The organism is Paenibacillus terrae HPL-003, from assembly GCF_000235585.1.
Lineage (GTDB): Bacteria > Bacillota > Bacilli > Paenibacillales > Paenibacillaceae > Paenibacillus > Paenibacillus terrae_B.
The window spans coordinates 2653997-2677375 of sequence record NC_016641.1 but is presented as its reverse complement, the minus strand read 5'-3'; the positions used below and the strand labels follow the sequence as shown (position 1 = coordinate 2677375).

Sequence of the window (23379 nt, the reverse complement as noted above, 5' to 3'; positions counted from 1 at the left end):
CAAAGAATGGGCTTTACACATATTAAGGCAACTTTTCCCCGCGAGCGCTGACATATAAAGTATACCATTCGTCGCGGGTCATTAGCTCGCTCTGGCGTTCAGCATCCTGACAAGCCTTGATCCGTGCTGGATTGGCGGTACCAATGACAGGCTGAATGCGTGCCGGGTGCTTCATGATCCAGCCAAGGACGATTGCTTCACGTGTCGTTTCCTTTTCAGCAGCCAGCTTTTGTACCAGCTCTGCTGTTTGGCGTATACGCTCCGGCTGTCCGTCCAAAGAACTGCCGCTAAAACGTCCCTGTGCCAACGGACTCCACGCTTGAAGCTGAATATCCTGTGTTTGGCAGAATTCCATTAAGCCTTCGCCAAAATGGACATTCGTCCCCGCTTGCTGATTCACATGCACCGTCTGATCTATAAAGTGTAGATGCGCCAGGCTCATCTCCAATTGATTAGCAATCAGCGGCTCCGCCAGGCTGCGCTCCAGAAACTGAATTTGGCTTACATTCATATTGGAAACACCGAAATGCCGTACTTTGCCGGATGCCTTGAGCTTGCTGAACGCCTTCGCTACTTCTTCCGGCTCTACCAACGGATCAGGACGGTGCAGCAGCAGAATGTCCAAATATTCAGTGCCCAAACGCTTCAGAATACCATCCACAGACTCCATAATATGAGCATATGAAAAATCAAAACGGGTCGGGAGCGTATCTTCAGGAAGACAAATACCACACTTGGACTGAATCACGATCTGCTCACGCAAGCCGGGTTGTCCCTTTAAAATTCGACCGAAAATCTCTTCCGCTTTCCCTGCCCGATAGATATCTGCATGATCAAACATCGTAATGCCAATGGAACGCGCGGCTTCTACTGCCCGTTCTGCTTCCACCACATGCTCCTGTGTATACGGCGTACGATCCCATTCCCCGCCAAAAGGCATGCAGCCAAGCACCAGACGGCTATCCGAAATGTTGCGTTTCTGTAAAGGCATAATCTTCATGCTGCTTCCCCTCCAACTCTTCAAGATCATTCTTTATCATCCCATGCTATACATAATTGTAATCGTTTTCAAAGCCTATTTTACCATCTATATATGGTTGTGTACCAGCATCTCGCACGAATGGCTCTCTTTTATTCCAAATTTTTTATCCGAAAATACCCATGCTCAAATATCGCTCTCCTGTATCCGGGGCAATACAAAGCACCCGTTTACCCGGCCCCAAGCGCCGAGCTTCCTGAATTGCCGCCCATATGGTAGCTCCGCTGGAAGGTCCGACGAGAATTCCTTCCTGAGCAGCAATTGCCCGTGTCATTGCAATCGCATCCTCATCTGAAACCTGTACGATTTCGTCATAAATATCCGTATTCAGTACAGCAGGAACGAATCCCGGGCTAGTACCAACCAGCTTATGCGGACCCGGCTTGCCCCCTGACAGCACTGGCGAACCCTTCGGCTCTACCACGACAACCCGCAGATCCGGCAAATGCTGGCGCAGCACCTCACCTGTTCCCGTAATCGTACCGCCTGTTCCCGAAGAAGCGACGAACACGTCCAGCTTGCCTTCCGTCTGCTCCAAAATTTCAAGCGCAGTCGTCGTACGGTGGATATCCGGGTTGGCCTCGTTTTCAAATTGATGCGGGATAAAGCTCCCTTCAATTTCAGCCCCCAGCTCCAGCGCCTTGCGAATCGCTCCTGACATCCGTTCTTCCGCTGGTGTCAGCACAACCTCAGCCCCGTATGCTTTTAAAATATTGATTCGTTCCCTCGTCATATTCGACGGCATCACCAAAATCGCACGGTAGCCTCGGGCTGCCGCATTCATCGCTAAGCCAATCCCCGTATTTCCGCTGGTCGGCTCAATAATAGTTCCACCTGGCTTTAAGTGTCCGGCCTTTTCCGCCACGGCAATCAGATTACCCGCCGCCCGATCCTTAACACTGCCGCTGGGATTAAAGTATTCCAGCTTCACATACACTTCCGCATCCTGCGGTCCGGTTAACCGTTGGAGCCGCACACAAGGCGTATCTCCAATTAAATCTGTAATACTATGTACCACTTTAAGCGTCATCATTGTATCCTCCTTGGATAGGTCCATACTATAAAAATAACATATTTAACCCGCTCATACCTGCCGCTTTTGTAAAATACATAAATCTTATCTGCTTAGTATGTAAAATTCTTGCAAATGGGTCGCCAGATGTGGTTTCTAATGATATACTCGCATTACTATTTTTCAGGAGGATACAAGACACTCATGAATACTCAAGAAAATTTGACAGCCAATCGCTTCCCCCCCTCCTTGCTATGGTTGACGCTCGGTGCCTTTGCCATCGGCATGACCGAATTCGTCATTATGGGTCTTCTGCCTAATGTAGCCCAGGATCTTCATGTTACCATCCCGCAAGCCGGACAGCTAATCACCAGCTACGCGCTTGGTGTGGCCATTGGCGCACCTGTGCTCACTGTATTAACTCACAAGGTGCCACAAAAAAAGCTGTTATGCCTGCTGATGATCATATTCATTTTAGGCAACCTTTTTTCTGTCATTGCTCCCAACTACGAGCTTCTGATTGCAGCCCGCATGGCTACCGCATTATCGCACGGAACCTTTTTGGGAGTTGGTTCCCTGATCGCCGCCCGGCTGGTCCGTCCTGATAAACGAGCGGGTGCCATCTCCATGGTGCTGACCGGACTGACCGTAGCCAACATTATCGGCGTGCCTTTTGGCACCTTTATCGGGCAACAGCTCGGCTGGCGCGCTTCCTTTGGAGCCATCGTCGTAATCGGCCTGATTTCTCTCTTTGGCATCATCCGTTACATTCCGGTCACTCCTCAGGACAAGCCTTCCAGTCTCAAACAAGAAGTCCGAAGCCTGTTTAATCCGAAGGTGCTGCTGATGCTGCTCATAGGTGCTGTCGGTTGTGGTAGCCTGTTCACCGTCTTTACGTACATCACGCCTTTACTGACCGACATTAGCGGCTTTGCCGAGCATAGCATTACGTGGATTCTCGTCCTGTTTGGCCTTGGCGTAACCATCGGCAACATCGTCGGTGGCAAGCTCGCGGATTGGAAGCTGCTGCCGTCGCTGATCGCAAACTATGCTATACTGGCTATTATTTTGGCCATCCTGACGTTCACGCTTCAAAGCCCGGTGCTGGCCGTCATCACCGTCTTTATTTGGGGCATTGCCGCGTTCGGCATTATGCCTGGCATTCAGGTTCGCATCATGAATCTGGCCTATGAGGCCCCTTTGCTCGCCTCTACCTCCAGCCATTCCGCATTGAATCTGGGCAACGCAGGAGGCGCTTTTATCGGTGGGGTTGTTATTAACCAGATGGGACTCTCCGCCATCCCATGGGTTGCATCTCTTATCACCCTCGGCGGCCTGCTTCTCTTGCTGGTCAGCTACGTAATCGACCGCAGAACTGCTCATTCTGAAGACGTAGCGGGAATACAATCCTAAAAAAAGGGACTTTCACTTAAGCGAAAGTCCCTTCTTTGTAATCCACCCTCTATTTTTGGACGCTTAAACGCATGTTTAAATCGAAGTATTCTGCCTCGCCGCTCAGCTTAACCAACCTTCAAAAAAGTCCCGATACCCCTGCTTCATCACCTTACTCGAAAACTTTTCCAAGGCATACGCCTGATTTTCCGTGGAAACCCGACGAGGGGAGGCGGCAGCCATATTGACCAGCTCGAACCAGTTTTTCTCATTGCCCGAAAAAGAGTGCGTGGAGCTGATATGTCCATAGCAAGGATGCTCGGGCTTCACAACGATTTTGCCCATAGCCAGCGATTCGGTCAGCGGCATCGCAAACGTGTCGAATTTGGAGCAGCTCCAGTATACTTTCGCCGTATTCATCAGCGCAAACACCTCATCCTGTGTCAACGCAAATTGAAGCTTCACATTGTCAGGGATATCGTACTTTTTCATGCTTTCCTTGTAGCGTTCCCCGCCAAACACCATGTAAACTTCCTTGTCGGGATTATGCCGCGCATATTCCAGCACCAGATCAGGACGCCGATTCTCCTCATCTCTTCCGATCCACATCACCCGATTCTCCACGACCTGCGAAGGGTCAAAATGCTTTTCCACCAGCCGCTCATTAAACCCAATCGGGATGACCGTCACATCGGTTACACCAAATTTGGATGCCATCTCCTGCTTTAGAAAGTCAGTCTGCACAATAGCCTTGTCCACGATCTGATAAAAAGGCTTCATCATCTCATAGCCTGTAAGCGCCGGATCAGGAAAGCTGTGTGGAAAAAGAACACTGTTTTTAAAAAACATATTCAAATATGTAAAGCCGGATACCGTATAAATAACATGCTCAATCTGCTGCTCATGAAGCTGGTCGAGTACCACGTCATAATTAACAAGATCACTCTTTTCATGCTCATAACCGGGAAGCCAGTCATGGCTGCTAACATGGCGCTCCGGTGACACAAATACGATATCCACGCCCAGCTCCAGCCCGATCTGCTTTAGACGTTCCGCAAAAATACGCGGGCCCTGCGCTTCGGAAAACTGTATTTTTCTCATGACCAAACCGACTTTTTTCATATATGTCCCCACCTTTGTTTACAATCTGTACACACGCTGTAGCTCAAACTCTTTATTCACACCTTCTGACTTGTCCCCATTCCATCATCGCTGCGCATTGGTTCAAACAGGCTAACGCCTCGCCCCGTTGGGCTTCTAATTGCTCTTTTGACCATTTATCACCGTTTATATGCAATTTCGTTTCGATCTCTCGCAAATCGCTTTCAATTAACAACAGCATCCACAGCGAAAATACTACAGCAAACATGCCATATTCTTGCATAAATGCGCCTCGCTCCAGTCCTGCTCCCAACAGCTCCAGCTGCTCCAAATACCTGTCCAGCAAGCGAATTCGCAAGTCGAACGTTATACGCCGGGGAAACAACGGGTGGGACATGTCGATCAGATGATACACATCCCAGAGCGGTGTGTTCAAATGGGCATGCTCCCAATCCAGTACCATTAGCCGCTCCCCACTCAGCGCATAGTTGCCCGGATGAAGATCACCATGAGACAACACAAGCTGCGGTGAAAAAGCGAAGTGATCCAGTTGTGCATAAATACGCTGAACCTGCTGTTTAGGAAACCCTAACGAACTGCAAAGCTTCAACACATCAATCTTGCGCATGTACAGCTCAGAAACCAAATCCTGAATGAGCGGCTTTGGTCCTCGCAGTGGAATTCCAGTAAAACGATCCGTCGACAAAGCATGCCACCCTGCTACAAGTCCGGCAGCTTGCAACATGGCTTCTTCATCATGCAGATGATGCAATGGACCAAGATCCTCAAAAATCATCCATTCTACTCCGCCATCCCCACCTGAATCAGACCAATCTAGCAATCGGGGATAAACCGACGGTAGCGAAGGAAGTACGTGCTCATACACCCATCTCTCCCGGCCTTCTTGCTCATCATTAGTTAATGGCTTGAACACATAACTCTCAGAAGGTGACACGTAAAAACGTTCAACATGCCGACCATTTGTACCTGTATATAAAACTTCCCGACTCCAGACTTGCGTGTCATCTAAAGTACCGTCAAAATTCACATATGGATGAAATAGATTCATAGCTTCCCAACTTTTTTGTATAAAATGTAATAGCATGATCATATCACAGTACTCGTTCTGAACGAAGTCCCGCTTGTCCTTTGAGCGTTCCAACGGTATCTTCCGGTGGCACGAAAAACAAATAAAAGCTAAAACAGGGGCTTGTCCAATCAGATCCAAACGATCTGTGGGACAGCCCCTATTTTCAATCTATACAAGGATAAATTCAAATCTATCGATTTCCATCCCCGCTCCTATCCTATTCCGATTAATATTTACTATTCCCGGACTCGCTCGTATTACCGGATTTAAAGCCCTTGAACAATTGTGGCACATTATGATAACGAGTGTTTGTAATTTTAGCTTTGCTGTTAGGACCATCCGATCTCAGGATCGAATCCTTTACGTTGGAAATATCCGAGTTGTCCAGAGTCATATTCACTCTGAATTTAGAGTCCCCAAGTTGGCGAACCAGCTTTCCGATATCATCGGCTCTAAAGTTTTTAATGTTAATCGTGCCTTCCGCATTGATTTGGAACACTTTGTCATATGCGTGGTACGCTCCGCCGCCCGTAATGTTTACCGTGCCTGCTTCTTTAAGCGTCAAGGCATCTTCACCTACATCCTCCCATGTTACGTTGGAGATCGTGCCATTACCATAAACATGTACGCCATCCGCAGCAGGCGCAGCAATGATAACATTTTTCAAAGTTGCACCATTTTCAAGCTTGAAAATAGGCTTTTGGGCCTCTTTCTGGCTTCCGTCACCCAAAGTTTTTGGATCAGCTGCTACTGTCTTCCCTTTACCATCGTATACTTCTCCGGCTTTAACAAGTATGGTTTTACTAACGACTTCTGGAGCTGCATGAGCAGAATAATTGCCGACAAATAAAGCGACCAGCATACCTGATAAAGCGATACTCATTCCCTTTTTCAATACTTTGGCTGTTCTTGTGTTCATTTCAATTCATCCCTCTCGTACATGTTTTTTTTATTTCCGCCGCCCAATTCGTAGTTGACTAGAGCCCGTAGACCGTATCACCGCCTTTATACAATGACCCAATCGACCGATACATGTCTATAACATATATGTAACTATTAAGATATGTATACTTGGTATTTGGTTCAAAGTAGGTTACTTACCTTGTATAAAATAAACACATAATGTAAATACAGCAATTTCATTTACATTATGCATAATTCCATTATAATCGTACTTCCAATAATTTCAATATACTTTTCGGCAAATTATGCTCTTTTTTTCAATTAAGTACACAAAATTGACTTTTTTATACTTGTACAAGTTTATTTTTCGCAAAATTACGCATGAAATTACTTTATGAACTAATCCGTCTTACATGTTCAATATCATCCATATGGTAATGAACACCATTTTTATCTTGTACCTTTCTCCTAAAGTGATCTATGCTATTGAATGACACGTTTGATAAACGTATAATATATTTATGTATTTAGCGCTTTGAAGCGTTACAATCTCAACATTACTGGTGGGAAAAGAGTGGTTATGATGCAAAACAAGAGAGAGATTCCATTAAGAGAACAGAATATTGTGCTCATTGGCTTTATGGGTGTAGGCAAAACAACGATCGGCTCCCATCTCGCGCGCAAGCTGTATCGGGACTTTGTGGATATTGATCAGGAGATTGAACAAGAGTACAACATGCCGACAACAGAAATTTTCAAAACATATGGAGAAAAAAGATTCCGTGAGATTGAAAAAGATCATATTCTCAAACTATGCAGCAATACCCGCCTGAAAGTCATCTCGGTTGGCGGCGGTGCCTTTTTACAAGAAGAGGTTAAACAGGCCTGCCTGGCTTCATCTATTGTCTTCTTTTTAGATTTAAATTGGGAATCCTGGAAGGATCGACTCAAGATGCTCATCGATACCCGGCCCAATCTGCAAAACAAGAATTTGGAGGAAATCGAAGCTCTTTTCCGTTCCAGACAGGACATTTACGCGGTGAATCACTCCAGGATCGATACAAATCAGTTGGATGCGGAAGAAGTCGCAGACTATATTATTCAAACTCTAAATCTCGGTTGGGAACTGTATGAGTCCACCCGTGGGTTGAATTAAGTTTCTGACAGGATCATCGGCAGACCATTGGCGTCTCCCGAACTCACAAACACTTAACAAAAAGGAAGGCTCCATCATGCTTGCTGCATGCGGGCCTTCCTTTTTTTGATGCTGGCACTGGCACTTGGGTTGTCAGCATTAATACCATGTGTCTTTTATGAATGATTGTGCAGCACTGTTAATATCTCTCTCAGTTCAGTGACAGGTATCTGCCCCGGCGCGGAAGCTTTCTTAGCGGCACCAAAGGTTAAAGCCGAACCAAATAGCTCTCCGGTCAGACGGCTCACGACACCTTTTCCCGCCATCGACATCGTTATAATAGGCCGGTCTGCATATTCCTCTGCCATGGTACGGGTGGCATCCAGCAAGGTCAGCACATCGGCTGTACTTGTCGGCATAACCGCTATTTTAGGCAAATCGCCTCCCAGCTCCTGTGCTTTACGCAACCGAGAAACGATTTCCTCCTTGGGCGGTGTCTTCTGGAAATCGTGGTTGGATATAATCACGGATACGTTATGCTTATGCGCAGCTTCCACCAGCGCCTTCACATCGGCTTCATCATTAAAAAGCTCCACATCAATGATATCTACCTGTCCCGTTTCGGCTGCCGTGCGGTTCAACTCCACATAACTCGCCGTACTGATTTCCTTTTCCCCGCCTTCCCGGGCACTGCGGAACGTAAAGACGAGCGGAATATTCGCCAAAATGGGCCGGATTTCAATCAAGGCAGCCTTAACCTTCTCCAAATCCTCTACATGCTCGAAAAAATCGACTCTCCACTCCACGATATCCAGGTCGAGTGTACGTAAATGGGCAGCCTCTTCCTTCAGTTGCTCCAACGTTTCTCCCACCATCGGGACACAGATTTTAGGTGCTCCTTCACCGATCAGAACATCTTTCACCTTAACGATTTTTGCCATATCTAACTCACTCCCAAATCATAGTTTCAAGTCGAACATTTACAATATTTCATATTATAACGCATTCTGAATAATCCTACTGATGATTAGGTCCAGCCTGCCCTCCTATTCCGTTTCCAGCACGATTTTGGAGGGCAATTTGCGAGTCGCTGGAAAAACGGTACTGTACCGAAAATTAACAAATATCGCCAGCACAATTCCCAACACATTCACAATAATAGCCAGCATGAACACACTGGATATCTGGGAATGTTTCAAAAGGAACCCCGTAAACACAGGAATAACTGTGTATGACAGAGAGGTCGCTGTATAAATGAACCCGGTAATCTGTCCTTTTCGTTGACTGAAAAACTCACTCATTACGGTCAATGTCAGTTGAAGCACACCCGAAATGGAAAATCCGATGACACACGAGCTAATAATGGCTGCAGCCTGTGATTTGAAAAGGAGCAATGCTCCAAAAGCCAACAAAGAAATGCATGGATAAATAAGAATAATGTGAACAGGTTTAATCCACTTTCTTAACACAATCACCAATACGAACACAGAAACGAGAGAACCGGCATTGTAATAGACTAATAAGCTCAGGGACTCTGATTCGGTCATACCGATAAACTGCTGTCCAAAAGTAGGCAGCCACAACTGGACAATATAAAGCAAGGTAGGTCCGGTAAAACCAAGCAAAATAAGGTAAATCCCTTCCTGCCAGAACCGCGGCTTACTCCGATCATTCGCCTCCGGCTTTACCGTTTGTTGTTCAACGTTGGTTGCAGGACTATCCCGAATTGAATCCTTGGGTGCCTGAACCCGCATGTCTGGAAATTTCATCTTGAACAGGTAAACAGCATTCAAAGTAAATATGAGTGCTGGTAAAAAGAAAGAAAAACCATAAAAAATATCATGCTTCATAAAAAAGATAATCATTAACGGTAAAAATGCCGCTCCGATGGATATAAAACCTCTCACCAAAACCGTAGCCGAACCGGAGGATTGGGGAAAAGCTTCGATCAGAGCTGGGTAGGTGCCTGAATCGAGAAAGGAATTCGCTACGCCTGCCAGCACAGCCAGTACCATCGCTATCTCAAAGCTGGGGCTGAGCGGAATACCGACTAGGAATACGGCCATCAGTAAGCCAGCTGCCACAATAAACGGCTTGCGGCCATAACGGTCGGAGAGCACCCCGGATATGTACAGGGTAAATAACCTGCCAAATCCCATCGCGGATACCAAAAGACTGATGCCCACCTGATCTGTATTCAAATGCTCTGTTAAGAAGGACATGTGTGACGCCAGCATAATATTAAACATACCGAACAAAAGATAGTTTACATAAAGGCCGGTCGCCACCGAAAAAGAAGAACGCTTCACCATGAATTCACCTGCTTTTGTAAGTAAGTCTCGTAGTGTAAAAATGTGAATCCTTTCACATTACCTGTGTCGATGATGAAGTATAGAACACATTTTTAAATTTATCAAGTTTAAATATTGCGGGACTTAAATTTAGACGCGTTGATGTGTTTTCAGATAAAACTCCTTGCCGTAACTTAGTGCAAAGTTCCGAAAGTCCACTACTGCCGGGGATAAATATCTATTTTTGATACTGGCCAGATAGATAAAACGCTCGTATTCGGGATTTACAATGGGCAATGTTTTGACGTTAAAATAATCCAACGATGAAATTCGGGGCATGACCGCAATTCCGTAATTCACAGATACCAGTCCTGCCATCGCCGTGTCCTCTTCAATCTCGCAAATGATCTCTGGAGAGACACCTACTCTGGTGAACAAATTTTCAATAATGGGCCGGATACCACTTTTTTTGTTAAAAAAGATCACCGGATAATCCGCTGTATCCTTGAGATCGATTTGGTCCAGGGAAGCCAACGGATGATCGGGTGAAACAATAACGACAAGTTCCTGCTGAGCGAGTGGAATGAATTCCACATCCGGTTCATTTTCCACGTGAGAGCAGAATGCCACATCATAATGTTCCTGCTTCAGCCCCTGGATAATATCGTTCGTATTCCCTTGGTGAAAAGAAAAGGATATATCTTTACGGTCCTCCAAAGCCGAGAAGGCTTGAATGATCGCTGGAATGAAGTGAGAGCCTAACGTGTAAATGAACGCCAGATCCACATTCCCGTGGCTTGGACTAACCAATTCCCGCAAGTTGTGCTCTCCCTTCTCCAATTCATCCATCGCATGCTCCACATATTTCAGGAAAAATCGTCCGTATTTGTTCAGCCGAATATTCCTCCCATGCTTCTCAAACAAATGAACCCCCAAATCCTTTTCCAATTCTGAAATCGCATGGCTTAAACTGGGTTGAGTAATACATAGTCGTACAGCTGCTTGAGTAAAATGCTCCATCTCTGCGAGTACACGAAAATATTGTAAGTGCTTCAGGTTCATAATTATGCCGTCTCCTTCTTTAATTTATAATTTAAATTATAGACACAAACTATGGAAAACGATAGAAATATGCATTGGATTTATAATAACACTGCTTATATAATAAAGACATAGAAACAATGTGAATTTTTTCACTACTAGGCCATTGATCTAAAACTTAAGTTGGGAGCTACACTCATGAAAAATCCTTATATCAGAATGGCAACAGGGCTTTACATCAACTATTTTCTTCTGGGTATGATCAATGTTATCCTCTCCTCGAATATGAGCTTCCTGACCGTGCAATTGAACACGGATAAAGCAGCCATCGGCTATCTGGTGTCAGCCATCGGGATCGGTAAGCTGCTGGCTCTTGGGGTAGCCGGGAAAATGTCAGACAAATACGGAAGAAAGCCGCTCGTTGTGACTGCATCATTTGCTTATTTAATTTTCCTGATCGGTATTCCCCTTGCACCCAATTATACGTTGGCATTCGTATTTGCAATTATCGCAGGGCTTTGTAACTCCATGATGGATTCGGGAACATATCCCGCTTTAATTGAAGGTTTCGGAAAAAAAGCCGGATCTGCAACCGTCTTGGTCAAAGCATCCGTTTCTATCGGTGCCATTGTCATTCCGTTCATGATTGCATTCTTTATTAATCACGATATGTTCTACGGGTACTCCTTCTTTATTCCGGCAGGTATTTATCTGCTTAGCGGTATCTTCTTGTCGATGTCAACCTTCCCCAATCACAAATTGGAGGATCAAAAAGCTACAACCGAAGCTGCCCTATCAGGAGATACTTTCCGCAGCGAGCCTAAGTTTTGGCAAGAAGGCCTGTCCCTGATTATTATCGGTTTTACTTCCACTTTATTGTTCATGGTCGTGCAGCTATGGCTTCCTACCTTTGGTCAAGAGGCCCTGGGCATGGAGAAAGCCAGTGCCATTAAACTGCTAAGCTACTATAGTATAGGTTCGTTGGTTTCAGTGCTTCTGTTAGCTGTCGTGCTTGGTAAATTTATTAAACCGATTACCGTCATGATTGTGTATCCGTTTATTGCCCTGCTTTCTTTGTTGGCTTTAATTACATGGCACAATCCTGTCGCTACGATCATCAGTTCATTCTTAATCGGATTGTCTACCGCAGGCATATTCCAAATTGCTCTCACCGTTATGACCGAATTTTTCCGCAAGAATAAAGGAACTACGACTTCTCTCGTGAACATTGCAGCCAGTCTTTCGTTCATTCTGATGCCGTTAGCTACCGGGGGAATGTCCAAGAGCCTCGGAATTACTTCCGTGTTCATTCTGGATATTGCAATTGCCGTAGTCAGTATTTTGCTGGCCGTGTTTGTTGCTTATCGATATAAAAAAGTGTTTCATTAAACTACACAGATAACTTGGAGGCTTATATCATGAAAAATGCTGGACGTATTGACGGAAGAACACAATTAATTGGATTGCTTGCTACACCGATCGGACATTCTTTGTCCCCGGCTATGCATAATCTTGCGTTTGAAAAACTGGGCCTGAACAATGCGTATATGGCCTTTGAAGTAGGAAATGAACAGCTGGAAGAAGTGGTACGGGGGATGCGTGCTCTGAACGTACGTGGTTATAACGTGTCCATGCCAAACAAAACAGCCATTGTGCAGTACCTTGACGAGCTGGACGACAGCGCTAAATTTACAGGTGCCGTCAACACCGTTGTGAATACGGATGGTAAGCTGAAAGGCTACAGCACAGACGGATCTGGTTATGTTCGTAACTTGCGTGAACACGGTATTGATCTGACAGGTAAAAAAATGACACTCGTCGGCTCTGGCGGCGCAGCTACTCCGATTGCCATTGAAGCAGCTCGAGCAGGTCTGGCTGAAATTTCAATCTTTGCTCGTAACGATCAGTTCTTTGCCCGTGCGGAAGAAAATGTCCGTATTATTAATGAAGATATGAAACACACCCAAGTCAAAGCAAATATATATCCTCTGGAGGATCAAGAACAATTACGTGAAGAGATCCGCACAAGTCATATCTTCGCTAACGGTACAGGCGTCGGCATGAAACCGCTGGAAGGCAAAAGTGTGATTGAAGATGTATCCATGCTTCGTTCCGACCTGATCGTGACTGATGTGGTATACAGCCCGGCTAAATCCAAGCTGATGGAGCAAGCTCAATCCGTAGGTGCAACCGCCATTAACGGTCTGGGCATGATGCTGTGGCAGGGCGCACTTGCTTTCGAACTGTGGACAGGTCAAGAAATGCCGGTTTCTTATATCAAGGAACAGCTGTTTGCGGACCAACTGTAAGATTTGCACGGTGTGCCCCTATGAAATTCTCCTAAAACCTTCTATATAATAATAAAAAGAGACTATGCCAGGCGAAGGATTGCTCCTGCTGGGCCATAGTCTCTTTTTATTACTAAATTAATTCATTAATCCTTATATGGGTCGAATTCATTCGTCCCAGCCATACATACTCCAAGACTGTAGGATATCCTTTGATGCTATTCATTATAGAAGCAATTATAATCGAATTTCGCCGCAGCACTATTCACGAACTGCAACGCTCAGATCAGATCGCTCTGCTTTACATCACTGATGATGCTTATTGTGCCGCTGAATGCGTGCGTTTAAAATCTTCCTTCACCGCGGCCAGCAGCGCTTCATCTACCAGTAGCTGTAGCCCAGACAAGGCCAACGCTTTCGCGCCAGTTACTAAGGCTTCCTCTCCCTTGGCAGAGCCAGCCGCCTCCCGAAATTCCACCGTATGTGCAATTAGATCGTCCGGTCCGATTTTAATGTAGGCATGCGCAGTGGGAATGACGTGGCTTACATTGCCCGCATCCGTCGAGCCGATTCCGCCACGTGGTCCACGATCCAACTGTTCTCCCAACGCTTCCAGTTCCCGGCCTACAACTTCATCCAGCGTATCATTCAGAATGAAATCACGCACTTCATTTTGAAAACGTTCGATCTTCACGGTAGCCCCTGTTGCCAGTGCGGCAGCTTCTGCGATATTACGAACCTTCCCGGAAACCTCCTCCGTTCGCTGCCAAGTGCTTGTCCGGATGAAAAAGCGTGCAGATGCATAATCTGGGATAATATTGGGTGCGTCTCCCCCATGCGTAATAATGCCGTGAATCCGTACATCCGTGGGAAGCTGCTGACGCAAGGCATTGATGCCACTGAATAATTGAAGAACCGCATCCAGCGCGTTAATCCCCTGCTCCGGTGATCCGGCAGCATGAGCGGCTTTCCCGTAAAAATGAAAGTCCAACGGGTCAACCGCCAGGCTTGGCGAAGTCAGCCGGGTCACACCAGACGGATGAACCATCAATGCAGCGTCAATCGCTTCAAACAGCCCATGTCTCACGAAGCTTCCCTTTGCACTGCCATTAGGCCCGCCTTCCTCTGCCGGAGTGCCGAATACATACACCTCGCCTCCCGTCTCGTCAATAACCTGAGCCAAAGCAATGGCGGCAGCCGTACTCGCCGTCCCGATAATGTTATGGCCGCAAGCATGGCCCAGGCCAGGCAGCGCGTCATATTCCGCCAGGTATCCGATTTTCGGACCTTGTCGGGTCGAAGCCTTGCGGGCAACAAATCCGGTTTCGTGACCCGCTACGTTACGGGTTATCTCAAAACCCGCCTGCTGCAAAATATCTGTCAGCGCCTGGGAAGCTTGAAATTCCTGATTGCCGATTTCAGGGTTGGCATGAATAAACCGACTCGTATCCGTATAGAGCGTCCGGGAACTCTCAATGTGTTCTACAATCCGCTGCTTGTGCGTATCCACCGTGTTCGTTGCACTCATCGCAATCTCTCCTCTTTTTTTGGTATCATATGTTTTCAATCCTGTTTTTTAAACACCCTTATTTCTTTTGCGCTTTGACATCCGCCACCAGCTTATCTAATGTAGCCTGTAGCTCCTGCGCAGACTGGTCTACCACGACGTTGGCTCCTTTGGAATCCTGTTTTACCGCCTCCGCTACCTCCGGATCATGATACAAATCCACAATCGTTTTATAGGTCGCATTGTCCTTATCCTCCGCACGGGCGGCAAATACATTGATATAAGGCTTCGATTCCTCGCTATTTGCATCATCCTTGTAAAGGGACGCGTCCAGCTTGAGTCCGGCATCTGTGGCAACACCGCTATTTACGGCCGAAGCTGCTACATCAGACAACACACGCGGCGTCTGTTGGGCAACGACAGGAACGATCTCCAGCTTTTTCGGATTGCCTTCGATCTCATCTGTGGTTGGATACAAGCCGGCATCCTTCTTCAATTCAATCAGCCCGGCAGACTGGAGCAGCTTCAAAGCACGTCCCTGATTGGAGGGGTCATCCGGTATAGCAATTTTGGAGCCATCAGGAATATCCGATACGTTTTTGAATTTTTCGGAGTACAGCGCCATCGGAGCAATGACCGTTGCACCAATGGGGACGATGCTCAGATCATTTTCCACGTTGAACTGACTGAGGAAGGCCAAGTGCTGAAAGGAATTTAAATCCACCTCTTTATTGGCAAGTGCCTTGTTGGGCAACGTGTAATCCGAAAAGCTGATCAGCTCAATTTCAATATTTTTAGCCTCCGCCTTCTTCTTGAGCACATCCCAATACGTATCTTCCGAGCCGGAAACCCCGATTTTAACATGCACCTTTTCATTTGCACCTGAGCCTGAACTATTAGCCGAGCAAGCAGAAAGAAGAGATACACTAAGAATAGCGAGCAAACCCAAACGAAGCATTTTTTTCATGTCCATTTCTCCTTTAATCGTTATGTAAGATACCTGATTTCAAATCAGCGTCGTAAAAATTTACGTGACAGGTAGTTCCCCGCATATTGGGCAACCTGTACAAAAATGATCAGCAAAACAATCGTGACAATCATGACCGAGGTATCGAACCGTTGATAACCATAGGTCATCGCCAGATGTCCAAGACCCCCCCCACCTACGGTGCCAGCCATTGCAGAGAAGTCAATCAATGCCACTGTAATAAACGTCAGCCCGAGAATTAAAGGTCCCAACGCTTCTCGAATTAGCACACCCGTGATGATCTGATAAGGAGTCGCCCCCAATGCCTTGGCCGCTTCAATCATCCCAGGGTCAATGGAAACCAGATTATTTTCCACAATCCTTGCTACAGCAAAGGCAGCTACAATGGTCATCGGGAAAATAGCCGCCGAGGTTCCAATGGTGGTCCCCATGACTAAGCGCGTAAACGGGCTAATCGCGACCAGGAAAATAATAAATGGAATCGGCCGGATGATATTAATCAGCAAATTCAGAACCATAAATACAAATTTGTTTTCAAACAGGCTCCCTTGGCGTGTCACATACAGCAGCAAACCAATGGCAAGCCCCAGAATACTGGCAAATGCCAGCGTGACGACAACCATCAGAAGCGTTTCACCTGTAGCCTCCACCACCTTAAACCAAAATGTATCCCAATTAACTCTCATGATCGACGACCTCCCTGACTTCTACCGTCGTTCGCAGTTCTTCCACGACCTTGTTAACCTCGTCTTCTGCCCCGATCAACTCAACAATCAGGCTCCCGAACAACGCTCCCTGTAGCTCATTAATGCTTCCGTATACGATATTGTAATCCAGATTGTGTTTGCGTGTAGCTCTCGATAGCACAGGTTCACTTGTTGCTCCATCCCGAAAAATAAGTCTGTACAGCCGCCCGGCGTGGTGCTCCCGAATCTTGCTGAGCAGTTTGGGTGAAAGCTGATCATTCAGTACTGAGCGAATAAAATTTTTGGTCGTTTTCGTCTGTGGATTGGCAAACACATCGAACACATTGCCCTGTTCTATCACCCTGCCATTCTCCATCACCGCGACACGATCACAGATACTGCGGATCACGTTCATTTCATGAGTAATGAGTAAAATCGTAATCTGATATTCCTCATTGACCTTTTTCAGTAGCTTTAATATATCTTCTGTCGTCTCCGGGTCGAGCGCCGAGGTCGCTTCATCACATATCAGAATATCCGGCGAGTTCGCCAGTGCTCTGGCAATGCCAACCCGTTGCTTTTGACCACCAGATAGCTGCTCTGGATAGGAATCTGCCTTGTCCTCCAGCGCTACAAATTGCAGCAACTCCTTAACACGAGCATCAATCTGCGCCTTTGGCAGTTTGGCCAGCTTTAGTGGATATGCCAGATTCCCATACACGGTACGCGAGTTGAATAAATTAAAAGTCTGGAACACCATCCCGATCCGTCTTCTTAAATCCCTTAGCTCCTTGGGCCGTATTCGGGTAATATCCTGATCATTCACAATAATTCGCCCTCCCGAGGGACGCTCCAGCAAATTCACAAGCCGCAATAGCGTGCTTTTGCCTGCTCCACTGAAGCCAATGACGCCGAAAATCTCTCCTTTTTCAACGGATAACGTAACCTCTTCCAATGCACTTACCCTTCGATTGGGTAAAGAAAATATCTTGCTGACCTGTTCAAACTTAATCAAACCCGCTTACCCCCTTACATCTGTACTCCTGCCCTCCCAACTCTTTTTAGTAATCCGGTTGAAATAATCGGGATTATAGCCTAAAAAAAGTTCCCTTGACTCCATTTATACAGGAGGTGGAATTATTTAACTATATACCGTATGGTTAACACCTTAAGACAAGAAGGAGAATCTGTCAATAAAAATGAATACATCATTCATCCTCCTGTGATCACAGCCGCTTACACTATTGGACATATAAAACCCAAAAAGGCCGACCGAATGTTTGCAAAGTTTGCAAAACCGGCAGCCCTGTTTCCCTGTTTTAGGGTATCGTTAAATCACTAGCCAACTAACGTGCAGACGTATTTTTTAAATCCGCTTCAAAGCGAAGGCCAATCTGCTGTCTTGCATCCTCCATCACTTCAGCGACTGCGAGTGAACACTCCAGTGAATTAATGGAGCTATTGCGCTCTCCGCTTTTAATCAGATCAATAAACTCCTGAATTTCATAATACATCGGTTCACGTGTCTGTGCTTTCGTCAGATCCTCAATCGTGCCGTCCCGATAATGAATTTTCACTTCATACGGCTGGCTAATTTTGTCGATCACCATCGTTCCATTCTCACCCTGAATTTCGGCAGGCAAATATGAATCGGTAATTTTGGAATACATGACGACGGCGTCCATATCCGGATATCGCATAGCGATGCTGCCTTCCCCATCTACACCAGAGGACAAGAGCACGCCAACCGCGCGAACTTCTTCCGGTTTGCCGAACAATGCCACCATAGGATACAGGCAATAAACCCCAAGATCCATCAAGGAGCCATTCGAAAAAGCCGGATTAAAAGCATTCAACACTTTTCCTTGCTTAAAAGCATCAAAGCGTGATGAATATTGACAATAACTTGCAAAATAACGCCGAACCCGACCAATTTTATACATATGGTCCTTAACGATTTTAAAGTTTGGCATAAGCGTGGATTTAATGGCCTCCATCAGCAAAACATCATTGTTGCGCGCAGCCTCAATCATGCTCTGCACCTCCGTTGCATTAGAAGCAAACGGCTTCTCGCACAGCACATGCTTTCCGTGATTCATACACACAATCGCTTGCTCCGCATGCAATGAATTGGGACTGGCAATGTATACGGCATCCACCTGATCACTTGCAGCCATTTGCGCCAAGTCTGTAAATACCTCCGGATGGCTGTTGTACTTGGCGGCAAAAACTTTGCCTTTATCCTCTGTTCGTGAGTACACCGCCGTCAGGGCAAATTCGTCCGTCTCTACCGCGGCTTGAATAAATCTCTCCGTTATCCAGTTGGTTCCAACAATACCAAAACGTATCACAGTATCCCATCCTTCCCCGTGAGTAATTTACATTTAATATATGTAACTATTCTCGCATTCTAGCCTAAGCTTGTCCACTATACGGTTAAGCATACTTCGTCCTTATAGATCCTCCATTCGACAAAAAAAGACTGCGGTCATCAGCCAAGTTCATCTCTGATTGTACCACAGTCTTCGTATGTTTTTGCTGGTTTTATACCTTCAATGCACGGACCTCTGATTCGGATAAGCCAGATGCTTTTGCAATTACCTCGATTTCAAGCCCCATATTCAGCATATTTCGTGCAATTTCAATTGCCTTTTGACGCTCTCCTTCAACTTTACCTTCTGCTTTACCTTCTGCCTTACCTTCAGCCTTTCCCTCGGCCTTACCTAGCTTCAAACCTTCTTCCCTCGCGCCTTCAATCATGGAAGCCTCATCATGCAGATACTTCTGTCGAGCTTCATACTGTAAACGCGCCTCTTTATCCTGACTTAGAAACTCCAGCGTAGTCATCGCCTTTTTCAAACCAGGTTCATTCATGGCTAATACCTCCCATTGAGATGGATTACTTCCCTTTAGAAACAAAAGCCAGTTGACCAAGCCACCACTATCAGCCGGGATCTCGTGCTCATCCAGTTTGGGCAGTTCCAAAAAATGCAACTCCATATCATCACTAAACGGGATGCCCGTACGGTCCTCCGTCAAATGAAACACATTATGATAGCGGCTGTTCGGCAGGAAAGAGTAATTCAAAATGTTGATCGTTACACACTTCCTCAACAGCTTATAAGATTGCCCTTCATACAATTGTCCTGCATACTGTTTACTCCAATAAAACAAGGTTCGTTTATCCATGTCATATTTATTAAAAAGCTGCATCTCCACATTAATAAGCTGACCTTCCGACGTTCTGGCCCGAATATCCAAAATAGACTGCTTATCACGCGGTGCGTCTTTATCCGTATAAGGATTCAAAAGTACAATTTCCGTCAATGGAGGTTTCCCCGCTTCCTCAAAGGTACGATTTAGAAAAGTTAACAGCACATCACGGTTTTCCTCGCTTCCGAAAATGCGCTTAAACAAAAAATCGTTGCGGGGGTCCAGCATTTCTACCAATAGAATCAGCTCCATCTGCTCATATTATACCACGACAATGAATAAGAAAACATAATAGTGAACATACGTTCCTGTATTCATCAATCAAAATGTACCAGCTTCATGACCGCCAGTCCATATTCCTGATGGATCATTTTCAGTAAGCTTACCTGCACATATGTGCAAGATTTTTATAAATGTATAACACAAAAAAACCGTCCTCGCGGACGGTCAACAATCTTTATTTTTTGGAGATAACCTTGCCTACCTCTACCAAAATGGCATCCATAGAAGCGGGATCATGCACGTCATATTCATCAATGTTCAGACGCAGCACAGGACAGGCCTCGAACTCGTTGATCCAATCGGAATATCTGCGATACATCTGCTCCCAATAAGATCGCTCTGTCTGGATTTCCATCTCGCGACCGCGTTCCTCAATCCGGCTCAGTATGGATGGCAAGCTGCCTTCCAGGTAGACCAGCACATCCGGGTGGGGGAAAAACGGTGTCATCACCATAGCCTCAAACAGACTGGTATACGTTTCATAATCCGTAGGGTTCATCGTCCCCTGATCGGCATGCATTTTGGCAAAAATTCCTGTGTCCTCATAAATCGAACGGTCCTGTACAAATCCTCCACCGGATAAGAAAATGTTTTTTTGCTCCTTGAAGCGCTCGGCCAGAAAATAAATTTGCAGATGAAAGCTCCATCTTTCGAAGTCGTGATAAAACTTCTCCAGATATGGATTATGATCTACCTTCTCCAGTGAGGTTTTAAAACCCAGGCGTTCAGCCAAAGCAGCCGTTAGTGTGGATTTACCCACACCTACCGTGCCCGCTACCGTAATCAGGGCATTCGCGGGAATGTTGTATTTATTCATTGAATAAGCTCCTTTACATCGGAAACAATTTGTTCGAATTGTGCTCGGTTTTCTACAAAATCAATCTCATTCCCGTTAACGGTCAATATCTTAGGAAAAGGAGCCTGTTCGGAAAGAAATTGTATGCCTTTATCATAATCGATGATGAGCTGCTCCAGATATGCTGGGTCCATCTCCTGTTCGAAGGAGCGCGCCCGTTTGCGAATTCTGCCCAGCAACGTATCCAAATCGGCTTTAATATAGATGATTATGTCCGGTTTAGGCATATCGTCGGTGAGCAGATGATAGATTTGGCGATATTTTTCCAGCTTCACACCCTTTAGGGTTCGCTCAGCAAAAATCAGATTTTTATAAATATGATAGTCGGAAATAACTGGATTTGCTTTCTCGATATATTGCAGGCCGGTATCCTCCAGTTGCTTGTACCGATTGCAGAGAAAGAACATTTCCAGTTGGAAGCTCCACTCATCTATATTTTGATAAAATTTATCGAGAAACGGGTTCTCCTCGACAATCTCTTTAATAATCGGCATATGCAGCTCCGTTGAAAGCATGGAAGCCAACGTCGTTTTTCCTGCTCCGATCGGCCCTTCAACGGCTATAAATGGGGCTTGTTTCATGCGGTTCCGTTCCTCCTTGTACTTCGGTCCATCCCATGGACAGCTATCCTATTGTATCACAAGGAAGTAGGCTAAAGGATATCAAATCTTACCTTCCTGAATCCGTATTTTCCGTTAACTTTCTCTTATGTATCCTCCGATAAAACAACAAAACAGAGACGCTATGTCTTTTTTTCATAGCTCCCCTGTTTCTCCTTGAACATTTCTGCCTTACGCTTATTTAAACCAGCCTTTTTCATTAAAACGTGTAATTGCCTCAATCCGATTGCTGACACCCAGCTTATCCAGAATGACTGAAATGTAATTGCGCACCGTTCCTGTCGTTAGATACAGCTCACCGGCAATCTCTTTGGTATTCTTCCCATCAGCAATGAGCGCCAAGACGGTTTTCTCACGCTCGGTCAGCGGGTTAACTTCCGCATAAGCATCATCGACCAGCTCCGGAGCATAAATGCGGCGGCCTGCCATAATACTTCGAATCGAGGAAGCCAGTTCTTCACTGGGACTGTCCTTGAGGAGATAACCGTGCGTGCCTGCCTTGATGGCTCGTTCAAAATATCCGGGACGGGCAAATGTGGTCAGAATCAGCACCTTGCAATTCATGCCTTTAAGTTCCTCAGCCGCATCCAATCCGCTCTTGATTGGCATTTCGATATCCATGATGCATATATCCGGCTGATGCAGCTTGACCAGCTCCAAAGCCTCTTCCCCGTTGCTTGCTTTTCCGACTACTTTCATGTCCTCTTCCAAGTCCAGCAGGGAGGCCAAAGCACCCAGCAGCATACGCTGGTCTTCCGCAATGACGATTCGAATCATGGCCCCACCTCCTCATTTGGCTTTTCAGTAATATTCGGCACTTTAATGATCAGGGCCGTCCCTTGATCTGAACGCAGCTCCATACACCCGTTCACAAATTCGAGCCTTTCCTTCATCCCTTGCAGGCCATTCCCCCGAAAGGCTGCATTTTCTCCCGCCATGCCGACTCCATTGTCCTGAATCCGAAGGGTCAATTCCTTACGAGACGGCTCAATAGCAATGGAGCAAGCTGTAGCGCCACTGTGCTTAACCACATTGGTCACCGCCTCTTTCATGCACATACTGAGCACATTCTCGTTCATTAAAGACGTATGGTCCAGCTTCGGATCGCCCTCCAAGGTAAATTCAATGTGAGCGGCCTTTAAAATCTGCCGAATACGCAGTAATTCATCCTCTAATCGCATACCTCGCATCTGAGTGACCATTTCTCGCACTTCTTTTAACGCACTTCTCGCCGTAAGACGGACATCGTTAATTTCAGCATGAGCCCGTTCCGGATACTGGTCCATCAGCTTGCCAGCCAAATCACTTTTTAGTCCGATGAGTGACAGCTTCTGACCGAGGGTATCATGCAGGTCGCGCGCAATTCTTTGCCGCTCTTCCAGCTTAATCAATTCCGATATTTTCTTATTGGCATCCTCCAATTGCACTTGCAGACGATCACTTTTGTTACGATTAAAATTGGTGATCGGAAGAAGAATCACACCAATCAGATTGAGCAAAATAAAGGGAATCTGCTTAATAAAAACGGGATTCTCAGAGACAAAACCATAATTGATCAATCCAATGGTACAAACAATCAGAACAATATATAGTGTAGTAAATGCGGCCTTGCTTTTGATATTACCAATCAAAAAAGCGATAAATATCGAGAAATACATATAGCTGAATAACAACGTCATGGTAATGGATATTGCAATCTGCACACTGGTCCAGAAGTAGATCAGCCAACCTTGAGAGACGAAAGCCATTACATAACAAGCAAAAAACACTAAAATAAAGATGGTACCCAACACAATATGGCTTGTAGATGAGGAGCTAAAATAATAGAAGGGCAGGATATAAAAGACGACCCATACATAAGGGTTAAGTCCCGTATTTCTTTGAAAAATCTGATACCATTTTTGCATCCTGCCCTCCCTTTATCATTTCACTAAT

General features: G+C 45.8%; 22 protein-coding genes. 4 read left to right on the top strand and 18 right to left on the bottom strand.

Annotated features, from left to right (window positions below):
* Positions 1–22: 22 nt before the first annotated feature.
* Complete coding sequence (locus HPL003_RS12265; protein WP_014279972.1) at positions 23–1000, bottom strand: aldo/keto reductase; 978 nt, start codon at positions 998–1000, stop codon at positions 23–25.
* A gap of 145 nt (positions 1001–1145) precedes the next feature.
* Positions 1146–2069 carry a cysteine synthase A gene (gene cysK, locus HPL003_RS12260; protein ID WP_014279971.1) on the bottom strand — a complete coding sequence of 308 codons (924 nt, stop codon included), beginning with the start codon at positions 2067–2069 and terminating at the stop codon, positions 1146–1148.
* Positions 2070–2255: 186 nt separating this feature from the next.
* On the opposite strand from cysK, the gene HPL003_RS12255 reads away from it, so the two are divergent.
* Positions 2256–3464: an MFS transporter gene (locus HPL003_RS12255; RefSeq protein ID WP_014279970.1), complete on the top strand. Its 1209-nt coding sequence runs from the start codon at positions 2256–2258 to the stop codon at positions 3462–3464.
* 102 nt (positions 3465–3566) lie between these two features.
* Here HPL003_RS12255 and HPL003_RS12250 read toward each other — a convergent pair whose 3' ends face one another.
* The 3 genes from HPL003_RS12250 to HPL003_RS12240 all read right to left on the bottom strand — a co-directional run bounded on the left by HPL003_RS12250 (position 3567) and on the right by HPL003_RS12240 (position 6553).
* Positions 3567–4565 carry a glycosyltransferase gene (locus HPL003_RS12250; RefSeq protein ID WP_014279969.1) on the bottom strand — a complete coding sequence of 333 codons (999 nt, stop codon included), beginning with the start codon at positions 4563–4565 and terminating at the stop codon, positions 3567–3569.
* 52 nt (positions 4566–4617) lie between these two features.
* Positions 4618–5655, bottom strand: a complete 1038-nt coding sequence (locus tag HPL003_RS12245) for an aminoglycoside phosphotransferase family protein (protein WP_014279968.1) — start codon at positions 5653–5655, stop codon at positions 4618–4620.
* Between the two features lie 205 nt (positions 5656–5860).
* Entirely contained in the window at positions 5861–6553 is a 693-nt protein-coding gene (locus HPL003_RS12240) for a pectate lyase (protein ID WP_014279967.1), read from the bottom strand.
* 567 nt (positions 6554–7120) lie between these two features.
* Here HPL003_RS12240 and HPL003_RS12235 point away from each other — a divergent pair.
* The gene (locus tag HPL003_RS12235; protein WP_014279966.1) at positions 7121–7693 is read left to right on the top strand and encodes a shikimate kinase; all 573 of its coding nucleotides are present in this window, start codon (positions 7121–7123) and stop codon (positions 7691–7693) included.
* A gap of 155 nt (positions 7694–7848) precedes the next feature.
* Here HPL003_RS12235 and aroD read toward each other — a convergent pair whose 3' ends face one another.
* From aroD to HPL003_RS12220, 3 genes are all read right to left on the bottom strand, one after another.
* Positions 7849–8613, bottom strand: a complete 765-nt coding sequence (gene aroD / locus HPL003_RS12230) for a type I 3-dehydroquinate dehydratase (protein WP_014279965.1) — start codon at positions 8611–8613, stop codon at positions 7849–7851.
* 105 nt (positions 8614–8718) lie between these two features.
* Entirely contained in the window at positions 8719–9984 is a 1266-nt protein-coding gene (locus HPL003_RS12225) for an MFS transporter (protein WP_014279964.1), read from the bottom strand.
* A gap of 129 nt (positions 9985–10113) precedes the next feature.
* Positions 10114–11025, bottom strand: a complete 912-nt coding sequence (locus HPL003_RS12220) for a LysR family transcriptional regulator (RefSeq protein ID WP_014279963.1) — start codon at positions 11023–11025, stop codon at positions 10114–10116.
* Between the two features lie 177 nt (positions 11026–11202).
* Between HPL003_RS12220 and HPL003_RS12215 the strand changes: the two genes are divergently transcribed.
* Positions 11203–12393, top strand: coding sequence for an MFS transporter (locus HPL003_RS12215; protein WP_014279962.1), 1191 nt, complete (start codon positions 11203–11205; stop codon positions 12391–12393).
* Between the two features lie 29 nt (positions 12394–12422).
* Positions 12423–13313, top strand: a complete 891-nt coding sequence (locus HPL003_RS12210; protein WP_014279961.1) for a shikimate dehydrogenase — start codon at positions 12423–12425, stop codon at positions 13311–13313.
* 298 nt (positions 13314–13611) lie between these two features.
* On the opposite strand, the gene HPL003_RS12205 is transcribed toward HPL003_RS12210, so the two are convergent.
* From HPL003_RS12205 to HPL003_RS12155, 10 genes are all read right to left on the bottom strand, one after another.
* Positions 13612–14820, bottom strand: a complete 1209-nt coding sequence (locus HPL003_RS12205) for a M20 family metallopeptidase (RefSeq protein WP_014279960.1) — start codon at positions 14818–14820, stop codon at positions 13612–13614.
* A 58-nt stretch (positions 14821–14878) separates the two neighbouring features.
* Entirely contained in the window at positions 14879–15766 is an 888-nt protein-coding gene (locus HPL003_RS12200) for a MetQ/NlpA family ABC transporter substrate-binding protein (protein WP_014279959.1), read from the bottom strand.
* A gap of 44 nt (positions 15767–15810) precedes the next feature.
* Positions 15811–16473: a methionine ABC transporter permease gene (locus HPL003_RS12195; protein WP_014279958.1), complete on the bottom strand. Its 663-nt coding sequence runs from the start codon at positions 16471–16473 to the stop codon at positions 15811–15813.
* Complete coding sequence (locus HPL003_RS12190; RefSeq protein ID WP_014279957.1) at positions 16463–17488, bottom strand: methionine ABC transporter ATP-binding protein; 1026 nt, start codon at positions 17486–17488, stop codon at positions 16463–16465. Before HPL003_RS12190 ends, HPL003_RS12195 begins: the two co-directional genes overlap by 11 nt.
* Before the next feature lie 331 nt (positions 17489–17819).
* Positions 17820–18821: a Gfo/Idh/MocA family protein gene (locus HPL003_RS12180; protein ID WP_043922650.1), complete on the bottom strand. Its 1002-nt coding sequence runs from the start codon at positions 18819–18821 to the stop codon at positions 17820–17822.
* A gap of 196 nt (positions 18822–19017) precedes the next feature.
* Positions 19018–19938, bottom strand: coding sequence for an Rpn family recombination-promoting nuclease/putative transposase (locus tag HPL003_RS12175; RefSeq protein WP_014279954.1), 921 nt, complete (start codon positions 19936–19938; stop codon positions 19018–19020).
* A gap of 205 nt (positions 19939–20143) precedes the next feature.
* Positions 20144–20785: a deoxynucleoside kinase gene (locus tag HPL003_RS12170; RefSeq protein ID WP_014279953.1), complete on the bottom strand. Its 642-nt coding sequence runs from the start codon at positions 20783–20785 to the stop codon at positions 20144–20146.
* A complete protein-coding gene (locus tag HPL003_RS12165; RefSeq protein WP_014279952.1) occupies positions 20782–21405 on the bottom strand; it encodes a deoxynucleoside kinase in 624 nt (207 codons plus the stop codon). The genes HPL003_RS12170 and HPL003_RS12165 overlap by 4 nt, the downstream gene beginning before the upstream one ends.
* 216 nt (positions 21406–21621) lie before the next feature.
* Entirely contained in the window at positions 21622–22221 is a 600-nt protein-coding gene (locus tag HPL003_RS12160) for a response regulator transcription factor (protein ID WP_014279951.1), read from the bottom strand.
* Positions 22218–23351: a sensor histidine kinase gene (locus HPL003_RS12155; protein ID WP_014279950.1), complete on the bottom strand. Its 1134-nt coding sequence runs from the start codon at positions 23349–23351 to the stop codon at positions 22218–22220. The genes HPL003_RS12160 and HPL003_RS12155 overlap by 4 nt, the downstream gene beginning before the upstream one ends.
* Between the last annotated feature and the right edge of the window lie 28 nt (positions 23352–23379).